This is a genomic window from Vulcaniibacterium tengchongense (genome assembly GCF_003814555.1).
GTDB lineage: Bacteria > Pseudomonadota > Gammaproteobacteria > Xanthomonadales > Xanthomonadaceae > Vulcaniibacterium > Vulcaniibacterium tengchongense.
The window spans coordinates 11,360-30,561 of the sequence record NZ_RKQN01000008.1; the positions used below are offsets into that span (position 1 = coordinate 11,360).

Consider the following 19,202-nt stretch of genomic DNA (forward strand, 5'->3'; position numbering starts at 1 on the left):
CGCCGAACCTGATCGCATCCCGCGTCCGGCTTCGTCATGACCTACACCGCCGTCGATCTTTCGCGGTTGCCCGCGCCCGAAGTGGTCGAGCAGATCGACTACGAGGTGATCCTCGCCGAGCAGTTGGCCGACCTGCGCAAGCTGTGGCCCGAGTTCTCCGGCATCACCGAATCCGACCCGGTCTACAAGCTGCTCCAGCTGAGCGCCTACCGCGAAATGCAGGTGCGGCAGCGCAACAACGAGTCGGTGAAGGCGGTCATGCTCGCCTATGCCCGCGGCGCGGACCTGGACCAGCTCGGCGCGCTGCTCGGCGTCGAGCGGCTCCAGCTGGATCCCGGCGACCCGGACCGGGGCATCCCGCCGACGATGGAGACCGACACCGACTTCCGTCGCCGGATCCAGCTCGCACCCGAAGGATTCAGCGTCGCCGGCCCCGAGGGCGCCTACATCTACCACGCCCTCGGCGCACATCCGGCCGTGCTCGACGCCAGCGCGACCAGCCCGGAACCGGACGATATCCGCGACATCGTGGCCGCCGTGCTGGCGGCGCACGACGCCTCGCCCGGGCTCGTGGCCGCGATGGACGCCGCGCTGGCCGCGGCGAAATGGCCCGGCGACGTCACCGTCACCGTGCTGTCGCGCGATGGCGACGGCAGCGCATCGCCCGAGCTCATCTCGGCGGTCGCCGCAAGGCTCAACGACGACGCGGTGCGGCCCTTGACCGACAACGTCACCGTCCGCGGCGCCCAGATCGTGCCCTTCGAGGTGGAGGCCGTCGTCTACACCTACGCGGGGCCGGACTCCGCCCTGGTGCTCGCCGAGTCGAAGCGCCGGCTGGACCGCTACATCGCCGACTCGCACCGGCTCGGCCGCGACGTGCCGCGGTCGGGCCTCTACTCGGTGCTGCACTCCGAAGGCGTGCAGCGCGTGGAATTGATTTCGCCGGCGCACGACATCGTGATCGACCGGACGCAGGCCCCGTACTGCACCCGCATCAACATCATCGCCGGCGGCATCGATGAATAGCCTGCTGCCGCCGAACGCCACCGCCCTGGAGCGCGCCCTCGAATCCGTAACGGCGCGCATTGGCGAGGTGCCGACGCCGGCACGCGACGTCTGGAACCCCGACACCTGTCCGGCCGACCTGCTGCCCTGGTTGGCCTGGTCCCTGTCCATCGACGCCTGGAAGCCGTACTGGCCGGAGCACGTCAAGCGCTCGCGCATCCGCTCGGCGATCGACATCCAGCGCGCCAAGGGCACCGCCCAAAGCGTGCGCGACGTGGTCGCCTCGTTCGGCGGCAGCGTGCAGCTGCGCGAGTGGTGGCAGATGGAGCCGCCCGGGCGGCCGCACACGTTCGAGATGGTGCTCACGCTCTCCGGCGAGGGCGGCGAAACCGCCACCGCCCGCTTCGTCGACGACGTCATCGGCGAGGTGTCGCGCACCAAGCCCGTGCGTTCGCATTTCACCTTCACGCAAGGCTTGCAGGCCCTCGGCGGCGTCGGCATCGCCGCGGCCGCCCGCGCGGCCGTGTACCGCCGCCTGCAGCTGCAGGCCGTCGAACCGTAGGAGCCCCGCAGTGAGCGGACTACCCATCAACATCACGCCCGAGGGCCGCGCCGCCCTGGTCAACGCCGATAACACCGGCACCGCGCCGGTGCGCGTCAGCGCGATCGGCATCACCGCCTCCGACGTCGGCGTCGTCGGCGGCGAGCTGGTCGGCGAGATCAAGCGGCTGGTGACGTTCGCCGGTTCCGCCGTGGCCGACGACACCGTGCATGTCACCATCCGCGACGACAGCGGCGACGCGTATGCGATGCGCGGCTTCGCCCTTTACCTCGACGATGGCACGTTGTTCGGCTGGCACGTGCAGCAGGCCGTCATCCTCGAAAAGTCGGCCCAGGCCATGATGCTGCTGGCGGCCGATATCCGCTTCGTGCAGATCAACGCCACCAGCCTCTCGTTCGGCGACGCGACCTGGACCAACCCGCCCGGCACCGAGACGGTCCCGGGCGTGCTCGAACTCGCGACCGAGGACGAGACCGCCACCGGCGAGGACAGGACCCGGGCGGTGCATCCCAAGGGCCTGCGGGCGCTGCTCGACCGGCGGTTCGGCGCCGGCGCGCCGTCCGCCTTCGTGAAGGGCCTGCTCGGCGCGGCCACGGCCGCCGCGGTGCGTATCGCGCTTGAGCTGGGGACGGCGGCGCGGCGCGACGAAGGCGCCGGCAACGGCCTGGACGCGGACAAGCTGGACGGCCAGCACGGGGCCTACTACCTGGACTGGAACAACCTCACCGGCAAGCCCACGACGTTCGCGCCGGCGGCGCACGGGCACGCCTGGTCCGATATCACGGGCGCGCCCGCGACCGCGACGCGATGGCCGGCGTGGGCCGAGGTCACCGGCAAGCCGAGCGCGTTCACGCCGGCGGCGCACACCCACGCCGCGGCGGACATCACGTCGGGCACGCTCGCGCTGGAGCGCCTGCCGGCCTTGCCGATCACGCAGACCACCGGGCTTCAGGCCGCACTCGATGCGAAGGCGCCTCTCAGCGGCGCCACGTTCACCGGGCCGAACAGCAACTTCGTGGGGGACGTAGGCACCCAGACCATCCTTCACGTCTTCGGCTGGGGCAACAAGGTCCCGCGGTGGAAGTGGGTGATCGAGCCGGATGGCCACATCGCGCTCTACGGGTACGACGCGAGCGGCAACACCCCGCGGGCCGCCACGCGCTTCCGGACCCAAGAGGCCGGCGGTCCCAACGGCGTCAGTTCACTGTGCCAGTTCGACCAGGTCGAAGCCGTCAAGGCCAAGGTCATTGGCGATCTCGAAGTCGGGGCTACGGCGGCCACCATCCGGATGAACGACTCCGACAGCTCGGGGCGTATGTACGTCCACTGCAACGACTCGTCGATCGGATTCCTCACCAGCGGCTTCTCCTGGGGGTTCCGGATGGACAACGGCGCGAACTGCCATGCGACAGGCAAGCTCAGCGCCGGCGGCGGGTTCGACTTCGGCTCGTCCCGCAAGCTGAAGGACGTCGATGGTCCGCTGCCGTACGGGCTCGACGTGGTGCGGCGGGTCGCGACACTGATCGGGCGCTACAAGCCGCAGTACAACAGCGACGGCCGCCGCCGCCTGTTCTTCGACGCCGAACAGCTGCTGGAGCTCATGCCCGAGGCGGTGGACGCCGAAGGCGTGGAGTTCGGGGGCGAGCGGGTGCCGGCCGTCAAGCTGGACCAGGTCCTCCCGCCGGCCTACCGCGCGATCGCGGAGCTCGCCGACCTGGTGGACGAGCTGCGCGCCGAGATCGCCGCGCTGAAGGCGGTGCACTGACATGGCCAAGGGTTACCGCTCCGGCGGCGTGGACTTCGACGACCTGTTCGACCCCGACGTGATCGGCGACGGCCCGGCCGTGCCGAACCTGCGGAGCGGCGGCGCGCCGCTGCGCTACGCCGCCCTCAAGTACGGCCAGAAGCGGGCGGACGTGGGCTACCGGCAGGACGGCGTCGACGTGTCGAGCCTCTGGGCGGCCAAGGGCACGGCCGTTTACAAGCTCAGCTTCGACGGCATTTCCGTCAGCGCCAGCAACCAGGCGAAGACTAACTCCGGCGGCACCACGACCGCGACCGCGCTGCTGTGGATGCACGCGAACGGCACCTGGGAGGCGCGCAGGAGCGCGACGGGCGGCGGCAACAACAGCAATGTCGTCACCGCGTCAGGGACGTGGATCGATCCCGGTGCTGGCGCCGCCGAGTACCAAGTCCTGTTCGAGCAGGTCTCGGGCACCCCGGTGTCCGGCTTGGGGTTGTACGATTTCACCGCCTCGCGGGCCGCGTCGCTGTCCGTCAGCGTCCGGTCGCAGTCGAGCGATTACGACGAAGTCGGCGCCACGGTGAAGGCGACGCTGCGGCGCAACGGCCGGGACATCCGCACCGCGGTGTTCGGCCTCAGCGCGTCCGCCGCCGGCTGGGTCTGATCGCGCTTGTTGTAGCGCGCCGGCCTACACGTCAAGGTCCATGCGCACGCGCGGGCGGCCGCCCACCATGGCCGCATGGACCCGACCTCCGAACTCCAGCGCCAGCTCGGCAACGCCATCCGCCTCGGCACCGTGGCCGAGGTGGACCTGGCCGCGGCCCGCTGCCGCGTGGACAGCGGCGAGGTGCGCTCCGATTGGGTTCCCTGGTTCGTGCCGCGCGCCGGCGCCACGCTCGAGTGGTCCGCGCCGGTCGCCGGCGAGCAGGGCGTGCTGCTCTGCCCCGGCGGCGACACCATCGGCGCCATCTTCCTGCGCGGCGTCTACTCCGATGCATTCCCCGCGCCGTCCAGCGGCGGCACGCTCCACCTGGTGCGCTTCCCCGATGGCGCGACGGTGCAGTACGACCACGAGGCCCACGCGCTCAAGGCGGCGCTGCCCGCGGGCGGCGCCGCGGAGATCACCGCCGACGGCGGCGTCACGATCAACGGGCCGCTCACCGTGCACGGCGACACCGAGATCAACGGCAACACCCGGATCTACGGCGATGCGGCCGTCAGCGGCACCGCGACCGCCGACGCCGACGTGGTCGGCGGCGGCAAGAGCCTGAAGGGCCACAGGCACACCGGCGTCATGGCCGGCGGCGCGGTGTCGGGGCCGCCGGCATGAGGAGCATGGACGCGGCCACCGGCCGGCTGATCGAGGGCGAGGCGCATCTGCGCCAGTCCATCGCCGACATCCTCACGACGCCCATCGGCTCGCGCGTGATGCGGCGCGACTACGGCTCGCTGCTCCCCGAGCTGATCGACCAGCCCTTCAACGGCGCGACCCTCGTGAAGCTGTACGGCGCCACCGCCTCCGCGCTCATGCGCTGGGAACCGCGGATCCGCCTCACCCGCATCCAGCTCGTTCCCGGCGCGGAGCCGGGCGCGTTCGCCCTCGAGCTCGACGTCCAGCGCACCGACGTGTCGCCGGGCAACGACTACACCCGACTCACCCTTCCGCTCCGCAGCCGCCTCATCTGATCCAGGAGAGCCCCATGGCCGATTACCACCACGGCGTACGCGTCATCGAAATCAACGAGGGCAGCCGCCCGATCCGCACGGTGTCCACGGCGGTGGTCGGCGTGGTCTGCACCTCCAACGACGCCGATGCCGCCACCTTCCCGCTCAACAAGCCTGCCCTGGTGACCGACCTGCGCGCCGCCCTCGGCAAGGCCGGCAACAACGGCACCCTGGCGCCGACGCTGCAGGCGATCGCCGACCAGGCCGATCCGCTCACGGTCGTCGTGCGCGTCGAGACCGGCGCCGACGACGCGGCCACCACCACCAACGTCATCGGCGCCTCGGGCGCCACCTACACCGGCATGCAGGCGCTGCTGGCCGCGCAGAGCCAGCTCGGCATCAAGCCGCGGATCCTCGCTTGCCCGGGCGTGGACACCCAGCCCGTGGCCGCCGCGCTGGCCATCGTGGCCAAGAAGCTGCGCGCCGTGGCGTACGTGAGCGCCGCCGCCAGCGCGGACAAGGAGGCCGCGGTGCTCTACCGCGAGAACTTCGCCGACCGCGAGCTGATGATCATCTGGCCGGACTTCGTGAGCTGGGATACCGCCACCAGCGCCAGCGCGCCGGCGTTCGCCACCGCCCGCGCCGTGGGTCTGCGCGCGAAGATCGACCAGGAGCAGGGCTGGCACAAGTCGCTGTCCAACGTCGCCGTCGCCGGCGTCACCGGCATTTCGCGCGACGTGCACTGGGACCTGCAGGACCCGACCACGGACGCCAACTACCTCAACGCTGGCGGCGTGACCACGCTGGTCAACGCCAACGGCTTCCGCTTCTGGGGCTCGCGCACCTGCAGCGACGATCCGCTGTTCGCCTTCGAACCCGCGGCCCGCACCGCGCAAGTGCTGGCCGACACCATCGCCGAGGCCCTGCTGGTGTACATCGACAAGCCGATGCATCCCTCGCTGGTGCGCGACATCATCGAGTCGATCAACGCCAAGTTCCGCGAGCTCAAGGCCAACCGCTACATCATTGACGCGAACGCCTGGTACGACGAGCGCATCAACACCGCGGCCACGCTCGCATCCGGCCAGCTGCACATCGACTACGACTACACGCCGGTGCCGCCGCTGGAGAACCTGACCCTGCGCCAGCGCATCACCGACCGCTACCTGGTGGACTTCGCCAGCCGCATCAACGGTTGAGCGCGCCGCCCTACCTGATTCCCGGAGAAGCCCATGGCACTGCCCCGCAAGCTCAAGAACTTCAACCTCTTCGGCGACGGCGAGAGCTACCTCGGCCAAGCCGTCGAAGTGAAGCTGCCGACCCTGACCCGCGCGATGGAGGACTATCGCGGCGGTGGCATGAGCGGCCCCGTCAAGATCGACAACGGCCAGGAAGCGCTCGAGCTGGAGCACAAGTACGGCGGCCTGATGCGCTCGATCTTCCGGCAGTACGGCATCAGCCGGCACGACGGCGTGCAGCTGCGCTTCGCCGGCGCCTACCAGCGCGACGACACCGGCGCCGTGGACGCGGTCGAGGTGGTCGTGCGCGGCCGCCACTCGGAGATCGACCCGGGCACGGCGAAGGCCGGCGAAGACACCGAGTTCGCCGTCAAGACGGCGTGCAGCTACTACAAGCTGACTATCAACGGCGTGACCGAGATCGAAATCGACCTCGTGAACATGATCGAGATCGTCGGCGGCGTGGACCGCCTTGCCGAGCAGCGCCGCGCGATCGGCGTCTGACCTTCCGCACGGCCCGTCCGCCAGGGCGGGTCGCCCCTTGCCTGAGAGAGAGACCCCATGTCCAAGACCGACCCGGCCATCGAGGCGGCGAAGCCGCAGCAGCCCGTGACCGCCACCGTCACCCTGGAGACGCCCCTCGTCCGCGGCGATCAGAAGATCGAGCGCATCACCCTGCGCAAGCCCACCGCCGGCGAGCTGCGCGGCGTCGCCATCGCCGACCTGATCAGGTCCGACGTGGCCGCACTGCACGTGGTGCTGCCGCGCATCACCAGCCCGACGCTCACCAGCCACGACGTGGGCCAGCTCGACCTGCCCGACCTGGCCGCCCTGGCCAGCGAGGTGGTCGGTTTTTTCATGACCCGGGCGGATCGGGCGGCGCTCTCCCCCGGCGCGTAGAAGACGCGATGGCGGACATCGCCGCGGTGTTCCACTGGCCGCCCGCGGCGATGGCCGACATGTCCCTCACCGAGCTGATGGAGTGGCGCGAGCGCGCCCGGGAACGCTGCGGAGCCCAATGACGTGGTAGCCTTGTCCCATGGAGAACATCCTGCTCAACGCCGCCGCGGTGCTCGCCGTGGCCCTGTCCGCGCTGATGTTGATCGGCGCGGCCATGATGCTGGGCCAGCTCTGCTGGGGCGTGGTGCGCCGGCTGGCGCAGCCCGAGGCGACCGCCGCCGATCGCGAGATCGCGCGGCTGCTCGCGGAAACCGACCCGCGCCACCGCTGATCCGGCCTGCCGCCTCCGCCCAGGAGGCGCGCTGACATGGCCGGTTACGACCTGCGGTTGCAGGTGCTGCTCAACGCGATCGACCGCGCTTCCGGCCCGCTCAAGCGGATCCTGGGCGGCAGCAAATCCACCGCCCAGGCGCTGCGCGCGACCCAGTCCGAGCTGAAGCGGCTGGAGGCCGTGCAGCGCGACATCGAAGGCTTCCGCAAGCTGGAGACCCAGCTGGGCACCACGTCCAGCCAGCTGGTCCAGGCGCAGCGCGAGCTGCGGCGGCTGGGCGAGGCGCTCAATGCCGCCGACGCGCCGAACAAGAAGCTCACCGCCTCGCTCAGGAAGCAAGGCGAGGTCGTCGCGCGGCTGCGCGAGGAGGAGGCGCGCCAGCGCGCCACGCTGGAGGTTTCGCGCCGCGCCCTGGAAGCCGCGGGCGTCAGCACCGCGCGCCTGGCCGTCGACGAGCGCAGGCTGCAAGCCGAACTGGCCGCCGCGAACCGCCAGCTGGATGCGCAGCGTCGCCGGCTGGAGCGGCTGACCGCCGCGCAGGCGAAGATGCAGCGCATGCACTCGGCCGGCATGAAGCTGGCCGCGCACGGCGCCGGCGCCGTGGCCGCCGGCAGCTACGCCAGCCGCGCCGCCGTGGCGCCCATCGCCGCGTTCGCCGAGCAGGAAGACGCCGCGATGCAGCTGCGCGCCGCAATGATGGGCGCCAACGGCCAGGTGGCCGCGGAGTTCGCGCAGATCGACGCGCTCGCGCAGAAGCTCGGCAACCGGCTGCCCGGCACCACGGCCGACTTCTACGAGATGTTCACGATGTTGCGGCGCCAGGGCATGTCCGCCCAGGTGATCCTCGGCGGCCTGGGCGAGGCCACCGCGTACCTCGGCGCGCAGCTGCGCATGCCGTACACCGAGGCCGCCGCCTTCGCGGCGAAGCTGCAGGACGCCACGCGCGCGACCGAGGCCGAGATGATGGGCCTCGCGGACGTCATCCAGCGCACGTACTACCTGGGCGTCGACGCCGAGAACATGCTGCAGGGCTTCGGCAAGCTCTCGCCCGCGCTCTCGATCCTGCGCTCGAAGGGCTTGGCCGCGACGCAGGCGCTCGCCCCGCTGCTGGTGATGGCCGACCAGGCCGGCATGGCCGGCGAGCAGGCCGGCAACGCGTACCGCAAAGTGCTCCAGTACGCGATGGACGCCGAGAAGGTCGGCAAGGCCAACGCGCTCCTGAAGCCCAGCGGCATCGCGCTGGACTTCACCAACGGCCAGGGCGAGTTCGGCGGCCTCGACCGGCTGTTCGCGCAGCTGCAGCAGCTGAAGGGGCTCAACACGCAGGACCGCCTCGCGGTGCTGAAGAAGCTGTTCGGCGACGACGCCGAAACGCTGCAGGTCGTCTCGTTGCTGATCGACAAGGGCCAGGCCGGCTACTACGAGGTGCAGCGCAAGATGGCCGCGCAAGCGGACTTGCAGCGCCGCGTCAACGCGCAGCTGGGCACGCTGCGCAACCTGTGGGAAGCCGCCACCGGCACCTTCACGAACGTGCTGGCCAGCGTCGGCGAGACGGCGCAGCCGGAGATCCAGGCGCTCACGCAGTGGCTGGGCCGGGCCGGGGAGCGCATGCAGGCCTGGGTGCAGGAGAATCCCAAGCTCGCCGGCGGGCTGTTCAAGGTGGCCGCGGTGCTGGCGGTGCTGGTCGTCGCCGCCGGCGGCCTCGCGCTGGCGCTGGGCACGATCCTGATGCCGTTCGCCGGCCTGCAGTTCGCGCTGACCAACGCCGCGCCGCTCTTCGGCGGCCTGGGCCGGCTGCTGCTCGGCCTGGGCGGCCGCATCCTGCCGCTGGTCGCGGGCGCAATCCGGATGGTCGGCATGGCCGTCACGGCGAACCCGATCGGCATCCTGCTGATGCTGCTCGCCGGCGCCGCGTACCTGATCTGGCGCAACTGGGGGACGATCGGGCCGATGCTCAGCGGCATCTGGCAAAGCGTGAGCACGGCCGTGGGCCAAGCCTGGGACTGGCTCAAGGCGAAGGCCGGCATGCTGTGGGAGTTCCTGAAAGGCGTGTTCGCCTGGTCTCCGCTCGGCCTGCTGATCACGCACTGGAACGCCGTGCTGGGCTTCCTGGGCGGCCTCTGGGCGCGCTTCCAGGCGATCGGCGGCCAGCTGATGCAGGGGCTGGTGCGCGGCCTGCTCGGCGGCCTGCAGGCCGTCAGCGACACGATCACCGGCATCGCCGGCAACGTCATCGGCTGGTTCAAGGCCAAGCTCGGGATCCGCAGCCCGTCGCGCGTGTTCGCGCAGCTGGGCGACTTCACGATGCAGGGCTTCGCCGGCGGCCTCGACCGCAGCCAGCGGCTGCCGCTGCAGCGGTTCTCGGCGTTCGGCGACCGCCTGCAGCAGGCCGGCGCCGGCGTCGCCCTGGCCGCGGCCGCGGCGCCCGCCGCGGCGATCGACACGCGCCCGCCGGTCGCGCCCCTGGCGGCCCCCAGCGCGGCGCCCGCGGTGAAGCATTACGAGATCCACGTCCACGCCGCGCCCGGCATGGACCCGCAGGCGATCGCGGCGGAGGTGCGCCGCCAGCTGGAGCAGCTGGACCGCGAGCGCGACGCGCGCCGGCGTTCGCGCCTGGGCGACTACGACTGAGGACTGCCGCGATGATGATGGCCCTGGGAACTTTCGTCTTCGACCTGCAGCACCTGGCGTACCAGCAGCTGCAGCGCTCCGCGGCGTGGCGCCACGCCAGCAGCGAGCGCGTCGGCGCCCGCGCCGCGCACCAGTACCTGGGCCCGGGCGACGAGACGATCGAGCTCAGCGGCGTCGTCGCGCCGGAGCTGACCGGCGACCCGGCCTCGCTCGACGTGCTGCGCGAGATGGCCGACGAAGGCCGCCCGCTCTCGCTCGTGGACGGCACCGGCGTCGTGCACGGCGCCTACGTGATCACCGGGCTCAACGCCACGCACACGCTGTTCTTCGCCGACGGCATCCCGCGGCGGATCGAGTTCGGCTTGTCGCTCAAGCGCGTCGACGACGTGGCGCCGCGCGAGGGCGAACCGGCGTGAACGCGCACGGCATCCCCGCGTGGCGCGTCGTGCTCGACGGCCAGGACCTGACCGAGCGTGTCCGGCCGCGCCTGCAGGATCTCACCCTGACCGAGTCGCGCGGCGGCGAGGCCGACCAGCTCGATCTGGTCATCCTCGACCACGACGGCCGGCTGGCGCTGCCGCGCCGCGGCGTCGAGCTGTCGGTGGCGCTCGGCTGGACCGACAGCGGCCTGATCGACAAGGGCCGGTTCCGCGTCGACGAGGTCGAGCACAGCGGCGCGCCGGACGTGATCACCGTGCGCGCTCGCAGCGCCGACCTCAGCCACCCGATGCGCACGCGGCGCGAGCGCAGCTGGCACCAGGTCACGCTGGGCGATGTCGTGCGCAACCTCGCCGGCGAACACGGCCTGCAGGCGCGCATCGCGCCGTCGCTGGCCGGCATCGCGATCCCGCACTTGGACCAGACCGGCGAAAGCGACGTGCACCTGCTCACGCGCCTGGGCCGCCGCTACGACGCCGTCGCTACCGTGAAGGCCGGGCACCTGCTGTTCGTGCCGATCGGCAGCGGCACGACGGCGAGCGGCGATCCGCTGCCCAGCCCGCTGATCACGCGCCGCGACGGCGACCGGCACCGCTATGCGCTCGCCGACCGGGACACCTACAGCGGCGTGCGCGCGTACTGGCACGACAAGCCGGGCGCGAACCGCAGATCGGTGCTCGTGGGCGAGAGCGGCAATGCCAAGCGCCTGCGCGAGACCTACAGCAGCGAAGCCGAGGCGCGCGAGCACGCGCACGCCGAGTGGCAGCGGGTCCAGCGCGGCGCGGCGACGATGGAGTACACGCTCGCGCGCGGACGCGCCGACCTGTACCCGGAGCAGCGGCTGCGGCTGCAGGGCTTCAAGCGGGAAATCGACGCCACGCCGTGGCTGATCGCCAAGGCCACCCACACCATCTCCGGCTCGGGCGGCTACACCACCCGGCTGGAGCTCGAGACCGATATCGCCGGCTGAGGCCGGCGCCGGTGCACCCCAGCAGAAGGAGCCCACCATGCAAACCGCCGTCGTTGTGATCGCCGTCCTCGCCCTTGGCCTGTTCCTGTTCGTCCGCTCCCGCCGCAAGCGCAGCGCCGCCGGAGGTGGCGGCGCCGGCAGCGCCGGCAGCGGGGGCGGGGTCAACCCGCGCCCGCCGCAGCGCCCACGCTGAGCCCCTGGCCGCCGATGGCGGCGCCCAGAACGGAAAAACCCCGGCATCGCTGCCGGGGTTTTTCGTTGTGTCGCAGGCTACTTTACGCGGCAATCGTTCAGCTGCGGCGAGCCCATCACCTCGCCGGCGCCCGTGCACGCCACGGTGACCTGCTGGCCCGTCTCAAGCTGGGCCGCTACATCCTTCGGCAGGCCCCGGGCGTGCACTTGCTGCAGGATCTCGCCGGTGGTCAGCTGCACGACGGCCTCGTCGCTGAAGTCGGAGGTGATCGACTCCACCTTCCCGCTGACTTCCAGCGCCTTGCCCTTGTACTTGCCGTCCGCGGCGACCTCGTTCGCCGCGTAGGCCTGGAACAGCTCACGGGCGGTGATCTTGATCGCATCGGCCGCCGGCTCGGCCTGGCTAGCCGGCGCCGCCGTCTCCGTCCCGTTACTGGCCTGCTGCAGAGCGGCCGTCCCGCCCACGGCCGTCGCGCCCAGCACCGCGAGCCCGATGAAGTAGACGATCGGCGACACGATCAGCGAGGCCAGCAGCGGCAAGAGCCCCTGCTTGGTGAAGCCGCGCGCCATCACCACGATGGCGAGGATGAAGGCCACCAGGTTCAGCGGCCAGCCGACGAACACGCCGACACCGGGCAGCGGCAGCAGGAACAGGATCCACGCGACGATCAGGCACACCCAAGTGGCCTTGACCGGCGCGGAGCGCGGCGTGGTGTTGATCGATGCGGTTGCATTCATTTGCGTTACCCCTGTGGTTGCAGTGATCACGGAGCTTTCCGGCCCCGCTTGCGAATGCCGCCCGCAGTGCGCAGCGCGCCCGCCGGCGGCGAAACCAGCGCGTCGTCGGCCGCGACATGCGTGCCGAGGACGCCCCCTTATCGGCACGCGATCGCCGCGCTTCAGAGTACGCGGGAGGCGTGGCCGATGCTGTACCCCTTTCCCCTACTGCCGAGTCGGATTTTTCCTACTTGTTGTCGGCCGACTGATTCGCTTCGAGCCGCTTGCGGATGCCCAGTTGCGCCAGCACCACCGCCTGTTCGCGGCGCAGCACCCGCAACACGGCGCGTTGCAGCCGCCACCAGTCGCCGACGATCACCAAGGTCATGACCAGCGCCGATGGCGCAAGCGTCAGGAAGATCCAGCGACGCTCCTCCCTGTAGCCCGGCGCCGTACTGTCCAGGCCGAACCACAGCAACAGCGCTTCGGTGATGGGGACGCACAACATCACGGCCACGCCGCAGACTGCGAGAGCCCCCAAAGATCGATTGCTGTATATGCCTACTTCCCTTCTGTAGGCGTCGGCTGCGCGCTCCAGCTCCTCGGTAGTGGCCTGGGCGGCCGTCAGTTCCCTCCCGCCGAAATTGAAGGTAACCGGCGCGGTGAAGTACGCGGAACCCGCAACGTCGATTCCAACGTTTCTGTCTCTCATGTCGGATTTTTCCTACGCCGCGGCGCGGCGCTTCCCTACGGGGCTGTGCGGCCGAACCTGAGCCGCCAAGGGCGATGGCGGGGGCGATTTGCGCGAATCGCCCCGGCCGCGGCGCGGCGGCCGCGGCATCCACGCGATCGGGAAGCTCAAGTTCAGGCTGAGCGCGCCGATATGCACGTCGCCGGCGACGAATTGGCCGAGATACACGTGCGCGTCACTCCTTCGGCACCCCTTTTTTGCGGCTGCCGCCGCCGCCGAGGTGGAAGGTCATCGGCCCCTTGACGGTCTGATTGCCCTGCACCACGCCGCCGATGCTTTCGGCATTGACCGTGGGGCCCTCGCGGCGTTGTGCCGGGCGCGACGGCGCCGGCTCGGCGCCGAGCATGCGCAACGCGGCGGCCTTCAGTTCCGGGCTCGCGCGGCGGAAGTGCGCTACCAGGTTCGCCTCTTCCTCGGCCAGCCGCTCACCGACCGAGCGCGCGCCCGTCAGCACGTACAGCACGTCCAGCCCCTTCGCTTCGATGCCCGCCAGGTACTGCGCGGTCGGCTGCCGTCGCCCGCTCTCGTAGTTCCGCTGCGTGACCGGAGTGACGCCCAGCGCGTTCGCGAGATCTTCCTGCTTCAGCCCCAGGCGTTCGCGCTCGAAGCGGAGCCGGTACCCGGCGTCTTCCATGTTCCAGATCGTTTCCATTCCTGTTGACACCGAAACGTTTGTTTCGGTACGCTCTCCGTGGGTTAGCCAAACTTTGAGCAAGTATGCACAAAAGTGCGAACACGCCCACAAAGCGGGGGAAAGCGCGGCACCCCTTCCAGGGGCCTAGCGCGGAGGCGCGCGAGCGCGTGCTGGCCGACCTCGACGCACGGGGCATCAGCATCCGCGGCTGGGCGCGTGCGAACGGCGTCAAAGCGAGCGCCGTCTACCACCTGCTCAGCGGCAAGAACAAGGGGCGCCGAGGGGAAGCGCATCGCGCTGCGGTGTTGCTCGGCTTGAAGTCGGGCGCGATCGAGGATCAACAGGGGGAATCGGAGCATGGGGGACTTTAGTCACCGCAAGCGTGTCGTTTTCCGCTGCGAGGCCTGCGGCGGCGTGCTGATCAAGCGCACCAGCTATCTGTCGCACCGGTACCTGCGCCACGACACCTACGTCTGCGACAACCCGGTGTGCTCGGCCAGCTATACCGGCCACACCGAGCTCACCGCGATCGCCAGCCCGAGCGGCATGCCGGGCGCCCGCCCAAGCGAGCTGCCCGAAGCGCCGGCCTATGCGCGAAACCTCGCGCTGAAGGCCTACCGCGCCCAGCAACTCAACCAGCTCGACCTGCTGGACGAGCCGCCCGCCAACACCGACCACTGAGCTCGCGATGCACCGCACCATCGAACTGGCGGCTCTGCCGTCGACGCTACAGCTTTGCCTGCAGACAGCCGACCGCTGCGGTGGGCTCGTGCAGGTCACGCCGCGGGGCGCGTTCGTGCCGCGCATGTTCCACGCGCAGGAGGTCGGCGCCCGCTATGCCGCGGGCGATGTCGCCGCCCTGCTCGCGCTGGGCCTGCTGGCGCGTAGTTCCCGCTCCGACAACTTCGTGCGCGCCACCGACGCCGGCGTCGAGCTGCTGAATACCGGCTACTGCCGTAGCGAGGTGGCGTGATGAGGCCGGACAGCGGATGGGCCACGGTGCAGATGCCGTGCCTGGTTTCGAGCAACCCGCAACACAAGCCGACCTACGTGCTGCCGGCGCTGAAGGAGCGGGAAGCGGCGGCGCTGCGCGCCGACATCGAGGCGTTCGTACGCCGCGGCGGGCAGATCGAGCGCGTGGCCACGCCGCGGCCGAACGCGCGCAACGGGCGCAAGGCCTGATCGCATGCAGCACGATATCCGCCAGCAGGTCGTGCAGCGCCTGGAGCGCGACTACGGCCTGAAGCATCGCCCGGGCACGGACTACATGCGCGGCGGCAAGTGCCCCGCGTGCGGCAAGAAGGAGCTCTACACGAGCTATCTGAAGCCCTGGGTTGTGCGGTGCGGCCGGCAGGCCAAGTGCGGCCGCGAGCTGCACGTCAAGGACCTCTACGACGACCTGTTCGACGACTGGTCCAAGCGCTTCGCGCAGACGCCGGAGGCCCCCGCCGCCGCGGCGGACGCGTACCTGCAGTACAACCGCGGCTTCGACCTCTCCGGCCTGCGGGGGCTCTACACGCAGGAGCACTACTACGACCGCAGGCTGCAGGCCGGCACCGCCACCGTGCGCTTCGCCCTGCGAAAGGGCGGCTACTGGGAGCGGCTGATCGACCGGCCGCACCGCTTCGGCAAGCAGAAGGCCCGGTTCAAGCCCGGCGAGAGCTACGCCGGGGTCTGGTGGATTGCGCCGGCGGTCGACGAACAGCTGGATACCGTGAGCGAGCTGTGGATCGTCGAGGGCATCTTCGACGCCATCGCGCACATGCAGCACGGCGCCGCCGCCGTGTCGGCGATGAGCAGCAACGCCTTCCCGGACGAGTCGCTGCGCGAACTGGCCAAGCGCCGCGCCGGCAACCTGCCGACGCTCATCTGGGCCCTGGACAACGAGCCCGGCGCCCGCGACTACATCCGCAAGCACGTCCGCCGGGCCGAGGCGATGGGCTTTCGCTGCCGCGCCGCGCAGATCCCGCAGCCGGACGGCCGGAAGGTGGACTGGAACGACCTGCACCTGCGCGCGCAGGCGCATGCCGACGCCGCCGAGCGCGCCAAGCAGTGGGAGGCGGACATTGCCGAGGCGCGCTACCAGGGCGACCTGCTGCTCGCGAAGAGCGCGATGGACAAGGGCCTGCTGATGCACGCCCACGACGGCCGCGCCGAGTTCCACCTCGAACACCGCTCGCGCCTGTACTGGTTCGAGTTCGACCAGGCGCGTTTCGAGAAGCTGAAGCGCGAGAAGGACGTCGCCTATGACGAGCTCGAGGAGGACGAGGAACGCCGGCTGCGCCGCGCGGCGTCCACCGTGTACGAAATCGCCAACTGCTACCCCGAGGCGCTGTATTTCCAGCGCAACGAGGTCACCGACGAGTCCTGGTACTTCTTCCGCGTCGATTTCCCGCACGATGCGCCGAGCGTCAAGGGCACGTTCACCGCGTCCCAGACCCTCAACGCCCCGGCCTTCCGGGACCGCCTGGCCAGCTTCGCGCCCGGCGCCGTGTTCGACGGCACCGGCGCGCAGCTGATCCACGTGATGAAGGACCAGCTGTACAACATCAAGACCGTCGAGGCGATCGATTTCCTCGGCTACAGCAAGGAACACCGCGCCTACCTGCTCGGCGACATCGCGGTGCGCGACGGCGAGCTGGTGCAGGCCAACGCCGAGGACTACTTCGAATTCGACAAGCTGCGGCTCAAGAGCACGCAGAAGTCCATCCGCTTGCGCCTGCAGCGCGACCCGGAGGAGTATCGCGAGGACTGGCTGCCGTGGCTGTGGACGTGCTTCGGCAGCCACGGAGTGGTCGCGCTTGCGTTCTGGTTCGGCTCGCTGTTCGCGGAGCAAATCCGCGAGACGTATGAGTCGTTTCCCTTCCTCGAAGCCACCGGCGAGGCCGGCGCCGGCAAGACCACGCTGCTGACCTTCCTCTGGAAGCTGCTGGGCCGCGCGGACTACGAGGGCTTCGACCCGGCCAAATCGTCCGTCGCCGGCCGCTCCCGCGCCATGGGCCAGATTGCCAACATGCCGGTGGTGCTGCTGGAGGCCGACCGCAGCACGCCGGACAAGGCGCACGCCAAGAGCTTCGACTGGGACGAGCTCAAGGACTTTTTCGGCGGCGGCACGCTGCGCACGCGCGGCGTGCGCAACGGCGGCAACGAGACCTACGAGCCGCCGTTCCGCGGCACGATCGTCATCAGCCAGAACGCCGCGGTGGACGCGTCCGAGGCGATCCTCACCCGCATCGTCAAGCTGCACTTCAAGCGGCCCAACGTCACTACGGAAAGCCGCGAGGCCGCGGACAACCTGAACGCGCTGCCGGTGGAGGCGGTGAGCCACTTCATGCTGAAGGCGGTGCGCGCCGAGGGCCAGATCCTGGCCAAGTTCGCCGAGCGCGTGCGCGTGTACGAGGCGGCGCTACGCGAGAAAAAGGACATCCGCATCGAGCGCGTGATCAAGAACCACGCGCAGATGCTGGCGCTGCTGGACTGCCTGCGCATCGTCGTGCCGCTGACCGCCGAAATGGTGGAGACCACGCGGCAGGCGCTGGTCGAAATGGCGCTGGAGCGGCAGCGTGCCATCAGCGCGGACCACCCGCTGGTGGCCGAGTTCTGGGAAGTCTACGAGTACCTGGAGGGTCTCAGCGACCACCCCGTTGTCAACCACTCGCGCGACCCGAACGTCATCGCGATCAATCTCAACGAATTCGCGGCCAAGGCCGCTTATCACTCGCAGCAGCTGGCCGACCTGAAGGTGCTGCGCACGCTGCTGCGCGACTCGCGGCGGCACAAGTGCCTCGATGCCAACGTCGCCGTGAACAGCCTCATCCGGGCAAACCGCGGCGAAGGCTCGCCCATCATCAAGTGCTGGACGTTCCGCAAATGAGCGCCCGGGCGACCAACGCGAACCGGCGGCCTTCAGGCGGCGTTCCGCAGATCCGGGCTAGCCGCTCACGCAGCGGTGGCATGCAGCCTCACGCCCAGCGCTCGGGTGACCTTGAGCACCGTGGCGAAGTCGGGGTTGCGATCGCCGGAAAGCGCCTTGTACAGGCTCTCGCGCGACAGGCCCGCGTCGCGTGCGACCTTGCTCATGCCTTGAGCGCGGGCGATGTCGCCCAGGGCCTTGGCGATGAAGGCGGCATCGCCATCGGCTTCGGCGATGCACGCGTCCAGATAGAGCGCCATTTCCTCCGGGGTGCGGAGGTGTTCGGCGACGTCGTAGTTTTCGAGGGTGGTTTTCTTGCTCATAGCCGCACTCCTGCGCGTCTTGATGAAATTCGCCGGCCTCTCTTGGGGTGGCGTGAACTAAAGCCCGTCTTTCAGCTCCCGTGCTTTGCGGATGTCCGCTTGCTGCGTGGACTTGTCGCCGCCGGCCAGCAGGATGACCAGCTCGTTGCCGCGTTGCGTGTAGTACACCCGGTAACCGGGGCCGACATCGATGCGCAGCTCGGACACGCCGCCTTCCAGATTGCGGTGATCGCCCGGATTGCCGGCCGCCAGCCGCTCGATGCGCGCCTGGATCCGGGCGCGGCCGGCCAGATCTTTCAAGCCATCGATCCACTTCCTGAATTCCGGGGTGCGCTTGATCTGCATGGGGCAACTGTAGCCTACCGGCTACACTTTCGCAATCCCAGCCCCCGGTTGACAGGCGCGGTCGACGAGCGCACGATCCGCGGCAAGGAGCCTCATAACTCCGAGCACAAGCGGCATCCGCGCCCGTCAGTCATCGCGGTTTTTTTGCGCCTGTCTTTCGAGCGCACCGACGTGTCCTGCGTCGGGAGGGCGGCAGCCATACAACACCCGCAAGGGGAAAACTGCCCGCCGGACTTGTGCCCGGTTATGAGCCTCCCGACACCCTCGGTGCCGCGCCTCATAACGCGTCTCCGAGGCTCAACCTCAGCACAAGGAGACGTCACCGTGTCCAACGACACCCAAGTTGCGCCCGCGCATCTGCGCCGCGCCATCGCCGCCGCGTTCGGCGAGATCGCCAACACCCTCGAATGGTCCCACCACGGCTGGCTGGCCTTGATGGCCAAGCTGGACGCCGCGGGCAAGCCCGCGGCCGAGCTGACGCTCGCCGAGGTGGTGGCCGCCATCCGCCAGGTCCACGACCAGCTGGGCGCGGAGGTGCAGCCGTGAACGCCCCGAGCCAACCGCACGGCACGCCGTTGCCCATCGGCGCCGATTACACCCTCACCGAGAAGGACATGGACCGCCTGTGGCGCGCGCAGGTCGCGGCGCAGCTGCTGGCCGCGCTCGATCACGAGGGCGCCACGCACCTGGGCATCAGCCACGACGGCCCGGCCGCGGTCGCGGAATACATCGCGGAGGACGTGCTGGACGTCCTGCGCAATACGCAGCGCCAGGCGGCGCCGCACGAAGAGCCCCCCGGCGAAGACCTGATCTGAGCCGAAGCGGGCCCGGCGGGCGGCGCGG

General features: G+C 70.2%; 27 protein-coding genes. 22 read left to right on the forward strand and 5 right to left on the reverse strand.

What is annotated here, in order from left to right:
- The first annotated feature begins 36 nt into the window (after nt 1-36).
- The 15 genes from EDC50_RS15785 (at nt 37) to EDC50_RS16470 (ending at nt 11,677) form a co-directional block, all read left to right on the forward strand.
- Nucleotides 37-1,026, forward strand: coding sequence for a baseplate assembly protein (locus tag EDC50_RS15785; RefSeq protein WP_123771460.1), 990 nt, complete (start codon nt 37-39; stop codon nt 1,024-1,026).
- A complete protein-coding gene (locus EDC50_RS15790; RefSeq protein ID WP_123771461.1) occupies nt 1,019-1,567 on the forward strand; it encodes a phage tail protein I in 549 nt (182 codons plus the stop codon). The genes EDC50_RS15785 and EDC50_RS15790 overlap by 8 nt, the downstream gene beginning before the upstream one ends.
- A 10-nt stretch (nt 1,568-1,577) precedes the next feature.
- Entirely contained in the window at nt 1,578-3,332 is a 1,755-nt protein-coding gene (locus EDC50_RS15795) for a hypothetical protein (RefSeq protein ID WP_123771462.1), read from the forward strand.
- Nucleotide 3,333: 1 nt separating this feature from the next.
- Nucleotides 3,334-3,975, forward strand: coding sequence for a hypothetical protein (locus tag EDC50_RS15800; RefSeq protein WP_123771464.1), 642 nt, complete (start codon nt 3,334-3,336; stop codon nt 3,973-3,975).
- 75 nt (nt 3,976-4,050) lie between these two features.
- Nucleotides 4,051-4,641, forward strand: coding sequence for a phage baseplate assembly protein V (locus tag EDC50_RS15805; RefSeq protein ID WP_123771466.1), 591 nt, complete (start codon nt 4,051-4,053; stop codon nt 4,639-4,641).
- The gene (locus EDC50_RS15810) at nt 4,638-4,997 is read left to right on the forward strand and encodes a GPW/gp25 family protein (protein ID WP_123771467.1); all 360 of its coding nucleotides are present in this window, start codon (nt 4,638-4,640) and stop codon (nt 4,995-4,997) included. Before EDC50_RS15805 ends, EDC50_RS15810 begins: the two co-directional genes overlap by 4 nt.
- A 14-nt stretch (nt 4,998-5,011) precedes the next feature.
- Nucleotides 5,012-6,175, forward strand: coding sequence for a phage tail sheath protein (locus EDC50_RS15815; RefSeq protein WP_123771469.1), 1,164 nt, complete (start codon nt 5,012-5,014; stop codon nt 6,173-6,175).
- Nucleotides 6,176-6,208: 33 nt separating this feature from the next.
- A complete protein-coding gene (locus EDC50_RS15820) occupies nt 6,209-6,718 on the forward strand; it encodes a phage major tail tube protein (RefSeq protein WP_123771471.1) in 510 nt (169 codons plus the stop codon).
- A gap of 57 nt (nt 6,719-6,775) precedes the next feature.
- On the forward strand, nt 6,776-7,114 hold the full coding sequence (locus EDC50_RS15825; RefSeq protein WP_123771473.1) for a phage tail assembly protein: 339 nt from the start codon (nt 6,776-6,778) through the stop codon (nt 7,112-7,114).
- 8 nt (nt 7,115-7,122) lie between these two features.
- Entirely contained in the window at nt 7,123-7,236 is a 114-nt protein-coding gene (locus EDC50_RS15830; protein ID WP_123771475.1) for a GpE family phage tail protein, read from the forward strand.
- Nucleotides 7,237-7,253: 17 nt separating this feature from the next.
- Nucleotides 7,254-7,445, forward strand: coding sequence for a hypothetical protein (locus EDC50_RS15835; protein WP_123771477.1), 192 nt, complete (start codon nt 7,254-7,256; stop codon nt 7,443-7,445).
- Nucleotides 7,446-7,481: 36 nt separating this feature from the next.
- Nucleotides 7,482-10,076 carry a phage tail tape measure protein gene (locus EDC50_RS15840; RefSeq protein ID WP_123771478.1) on the forward strand — a complete coding sequence of 865 codons (2,595 nt, stop codon included), beginning with the start codon at nt 7,482-7,484 and terminating at the stop codon, nt 10,074-10,076.
- An 11-nt stretch (nt 10,077-10,087) separates the two neighbouring features.
- The gene (locus tag EDC50_RS15845) at nt 10,088-10,492 is read left to right on the forward strand and encodes a phage tail protein (protein ID WP_123771480.1); all 405 of its coding nucleotides are present in this window, start codon (nt 10,088-10,090) and stop codon (nt 10,490-10,492) included.
- Nucleotides 10,489-11,484 (forward strand): phage late control D family protein, encoded by a 996-nt coding sequence (locus EDC50_RS15850; protein WP_123771482.1) that lies wholly within the window; start codon nt 10,489-10,491, stop codon nt 11,482-11,484. Before EDC50_RS15845 ends, EDC50_RS15850 begins: the two co-directional genes overlap by 4 nt.
- Nucleotides 11,485-11,521: 37 nt before the next feature.
- Nucleotides 11,522-11,677, forward strand: a complete 156-nt coding sequence (locus EDC50_RS16470; RefSeq protein ID WP_158635719.1) for a hypothetical protein — start codon at nt 11,522-11,524, stop codon at nt 11,675-11,677.
- Between the two features lie 77 nt (nt 11,678-11,754).
- Here EDC50_RS16470 and EDC50_RS15855 read toward each other — a convergent pair whose 3' ends face one another.
- The 3 genes from EDC50_RS15855 to EDC50_RS15865 form a co-directional block, all read right to left on the reverse strand.
- Entirely contained in the window at nt 11,755-12,414 is a 660-nt protein-coding gene (locus EDC50_RS15855) for an OB-fold protein (RefSeq protein ID WP_123771484.1), read from the reverse strand.
- 226 nt (nt 12,415-12,640) lie between these two features.
- Nucleotides 12,641-13,105 (reverse strand): hypothetical protein, encoded by a 465-nt coding sequence (locus EDC50_RS15860; RefSeq protein WP_123771485.1) that lies wholly within the window; start codon nt 13,103-13,105, stop codon nt 12,641-12,643.
- A gap of 214 nt (nt 13,106-13,319) precedes the next feature.
- Complete coding sequence (locus EDC50_RS15865; RefSeq protein WP_123771487.1) at nt 13,320-13,796, reverse strand: helix-turn-helix domain-containing protein; 477 nt, start codon at nt 13,794-13,796, stop codon at nt 13,320-13,322.
- A gap of 149 nt (nt 13,797-13,945) precedes the next feature.
- Here EDC50_RS15865 and EDC50_RS15870 point away from each other — a divergent pair, with 149 nt between their 5' ends.
- From EDC50_RS15870 to EDC50_RS15890, 5 genes are read left to right on the forward strand one after another with little or no spacing between them, the layout of a single operon-like run.
- Nucleotides 13,946-14,149: a helix-turn-helix domain-containing protein gene (locus EDC50_RS15870; RefSeq protein WP_199742106.1), complete on the forward strand. Its 204-nt coding sequence runs from the start codon at nt 13,946-13,948 to the stop codon at nt 14,147-14,149.
- Nucleotides 14,136-14,459 (forward strand): ogr/Delta-like zinc finger family protein, encoded by a 324-nt coding sequence (locus tag EDC50_RS16745; RefSeq protein ID WP_242003046.1) that lies wholly within the window; start codon nt 14,136-14,138, stop codon nt 14,457-14,459. The genes EDC50_RS15870 and EDC50_RS16745 overlap by 14 nt, the downstream gene beginning before the upstream one ends.
- Nucleotides 14,460-14,466: 7 nt before the next feature.
- A complete protein-coding gene (locus EDC50_RS15880) occupies nt 14,467-14,751 on the forward strand; it encodes a hypothetical protein (RefSeq protein ID WP_123771490.1) in 285 nt (94 codons plus the stop codon).
- The gene (locus tag EDC50_RS15885) at nt 14,751-14,960 is read left to right on the forward strand and encodes a hypothetical protein (RefSeq protein WP_123771492.1); all 210 of its coding nucleotides are present in this window, start codon (nt 14,751-14,753) and stop codon (nt 14,958-14,960) included. Before EDC50_RS15880 ends, EDC50_RS15885 begins: the two co-directional genes overlap by 1 nt.
- Before the next feature lie 4 nt (nt 14,961-14,964).
- Nucleotides 14,965-17,652, forward strand: a complete 2,688-nt coding sequence (locus EDC50_RS15890) for a toprim domain-containing protein (protein ID WP_123771494.1) — start codon at nt 14,965-14,967, stop codon at nt 17,650-17,652.
- 65 nt (nt 17,653-17,717) lie between these two features.
- On the opposite strand, the gene EDC50_RS15895 is transcribed toward EDC50_RS15890, so the two are convergent.
- Both EDC50_RS15895 and EDC50_RS15900 read right to left on the reverse strand, forming a co-directional pair.
- The gene (locus tag EDC50_RS15895) at nt 17,718-18,014 is read right to left on the reverse strand and encodes an addiction module antidote protein (protein WP_123771496.1); all 297 of its coding nucleotides are present in this window, start codon (nt 18,012-18,014) and stop codon (nt 17,718-17,720) included.
- 57 nt (nt 18,015-18,071) lie between these two features.
- Nucleotides 18,072-18,359 (reverse strand): type II toxin-antitoxin system RelE/ParE family toxin, encoded by a 288-nt coding sequence (locus EDC50_RS15900; protein WP_123771498.1) that lies wholly within the window; start codon nt 18,357-18,359, stop codon nt 18,072-18,074.
- A gap of 324 nt (nt 18,360-18,683) precedes the next feature.
- Between EDC50_RS15900 and EDC50_RS15905 the strand changes: the two genes are divergently transcribed.
- Entirely contained in the window at nt 18,684-18,905 is a 222-nt protein-coding gene (locus EDC50_RS15905) for a hypothetical protein (RefSeq protein ID WP_123771500.1), read from the forward strand.
- On the forward strand, nt 18,902-19,174 hold the full coding sequence (locus EDC50_RS15910) for a hypothetical protein (protein ID WP_242003047.1): 273 nt from the start codon (nt 18,902-18,904) through the stop codon (nt 19,172-19,174). The genes EDC50_RS15905 and EDC50_RS15910 overlap by 4 nt, the downstream gene beginning before the upstream one ends.
- Nucleotides 19,175-19,202 lie beyond the last annotated feature (28 nt).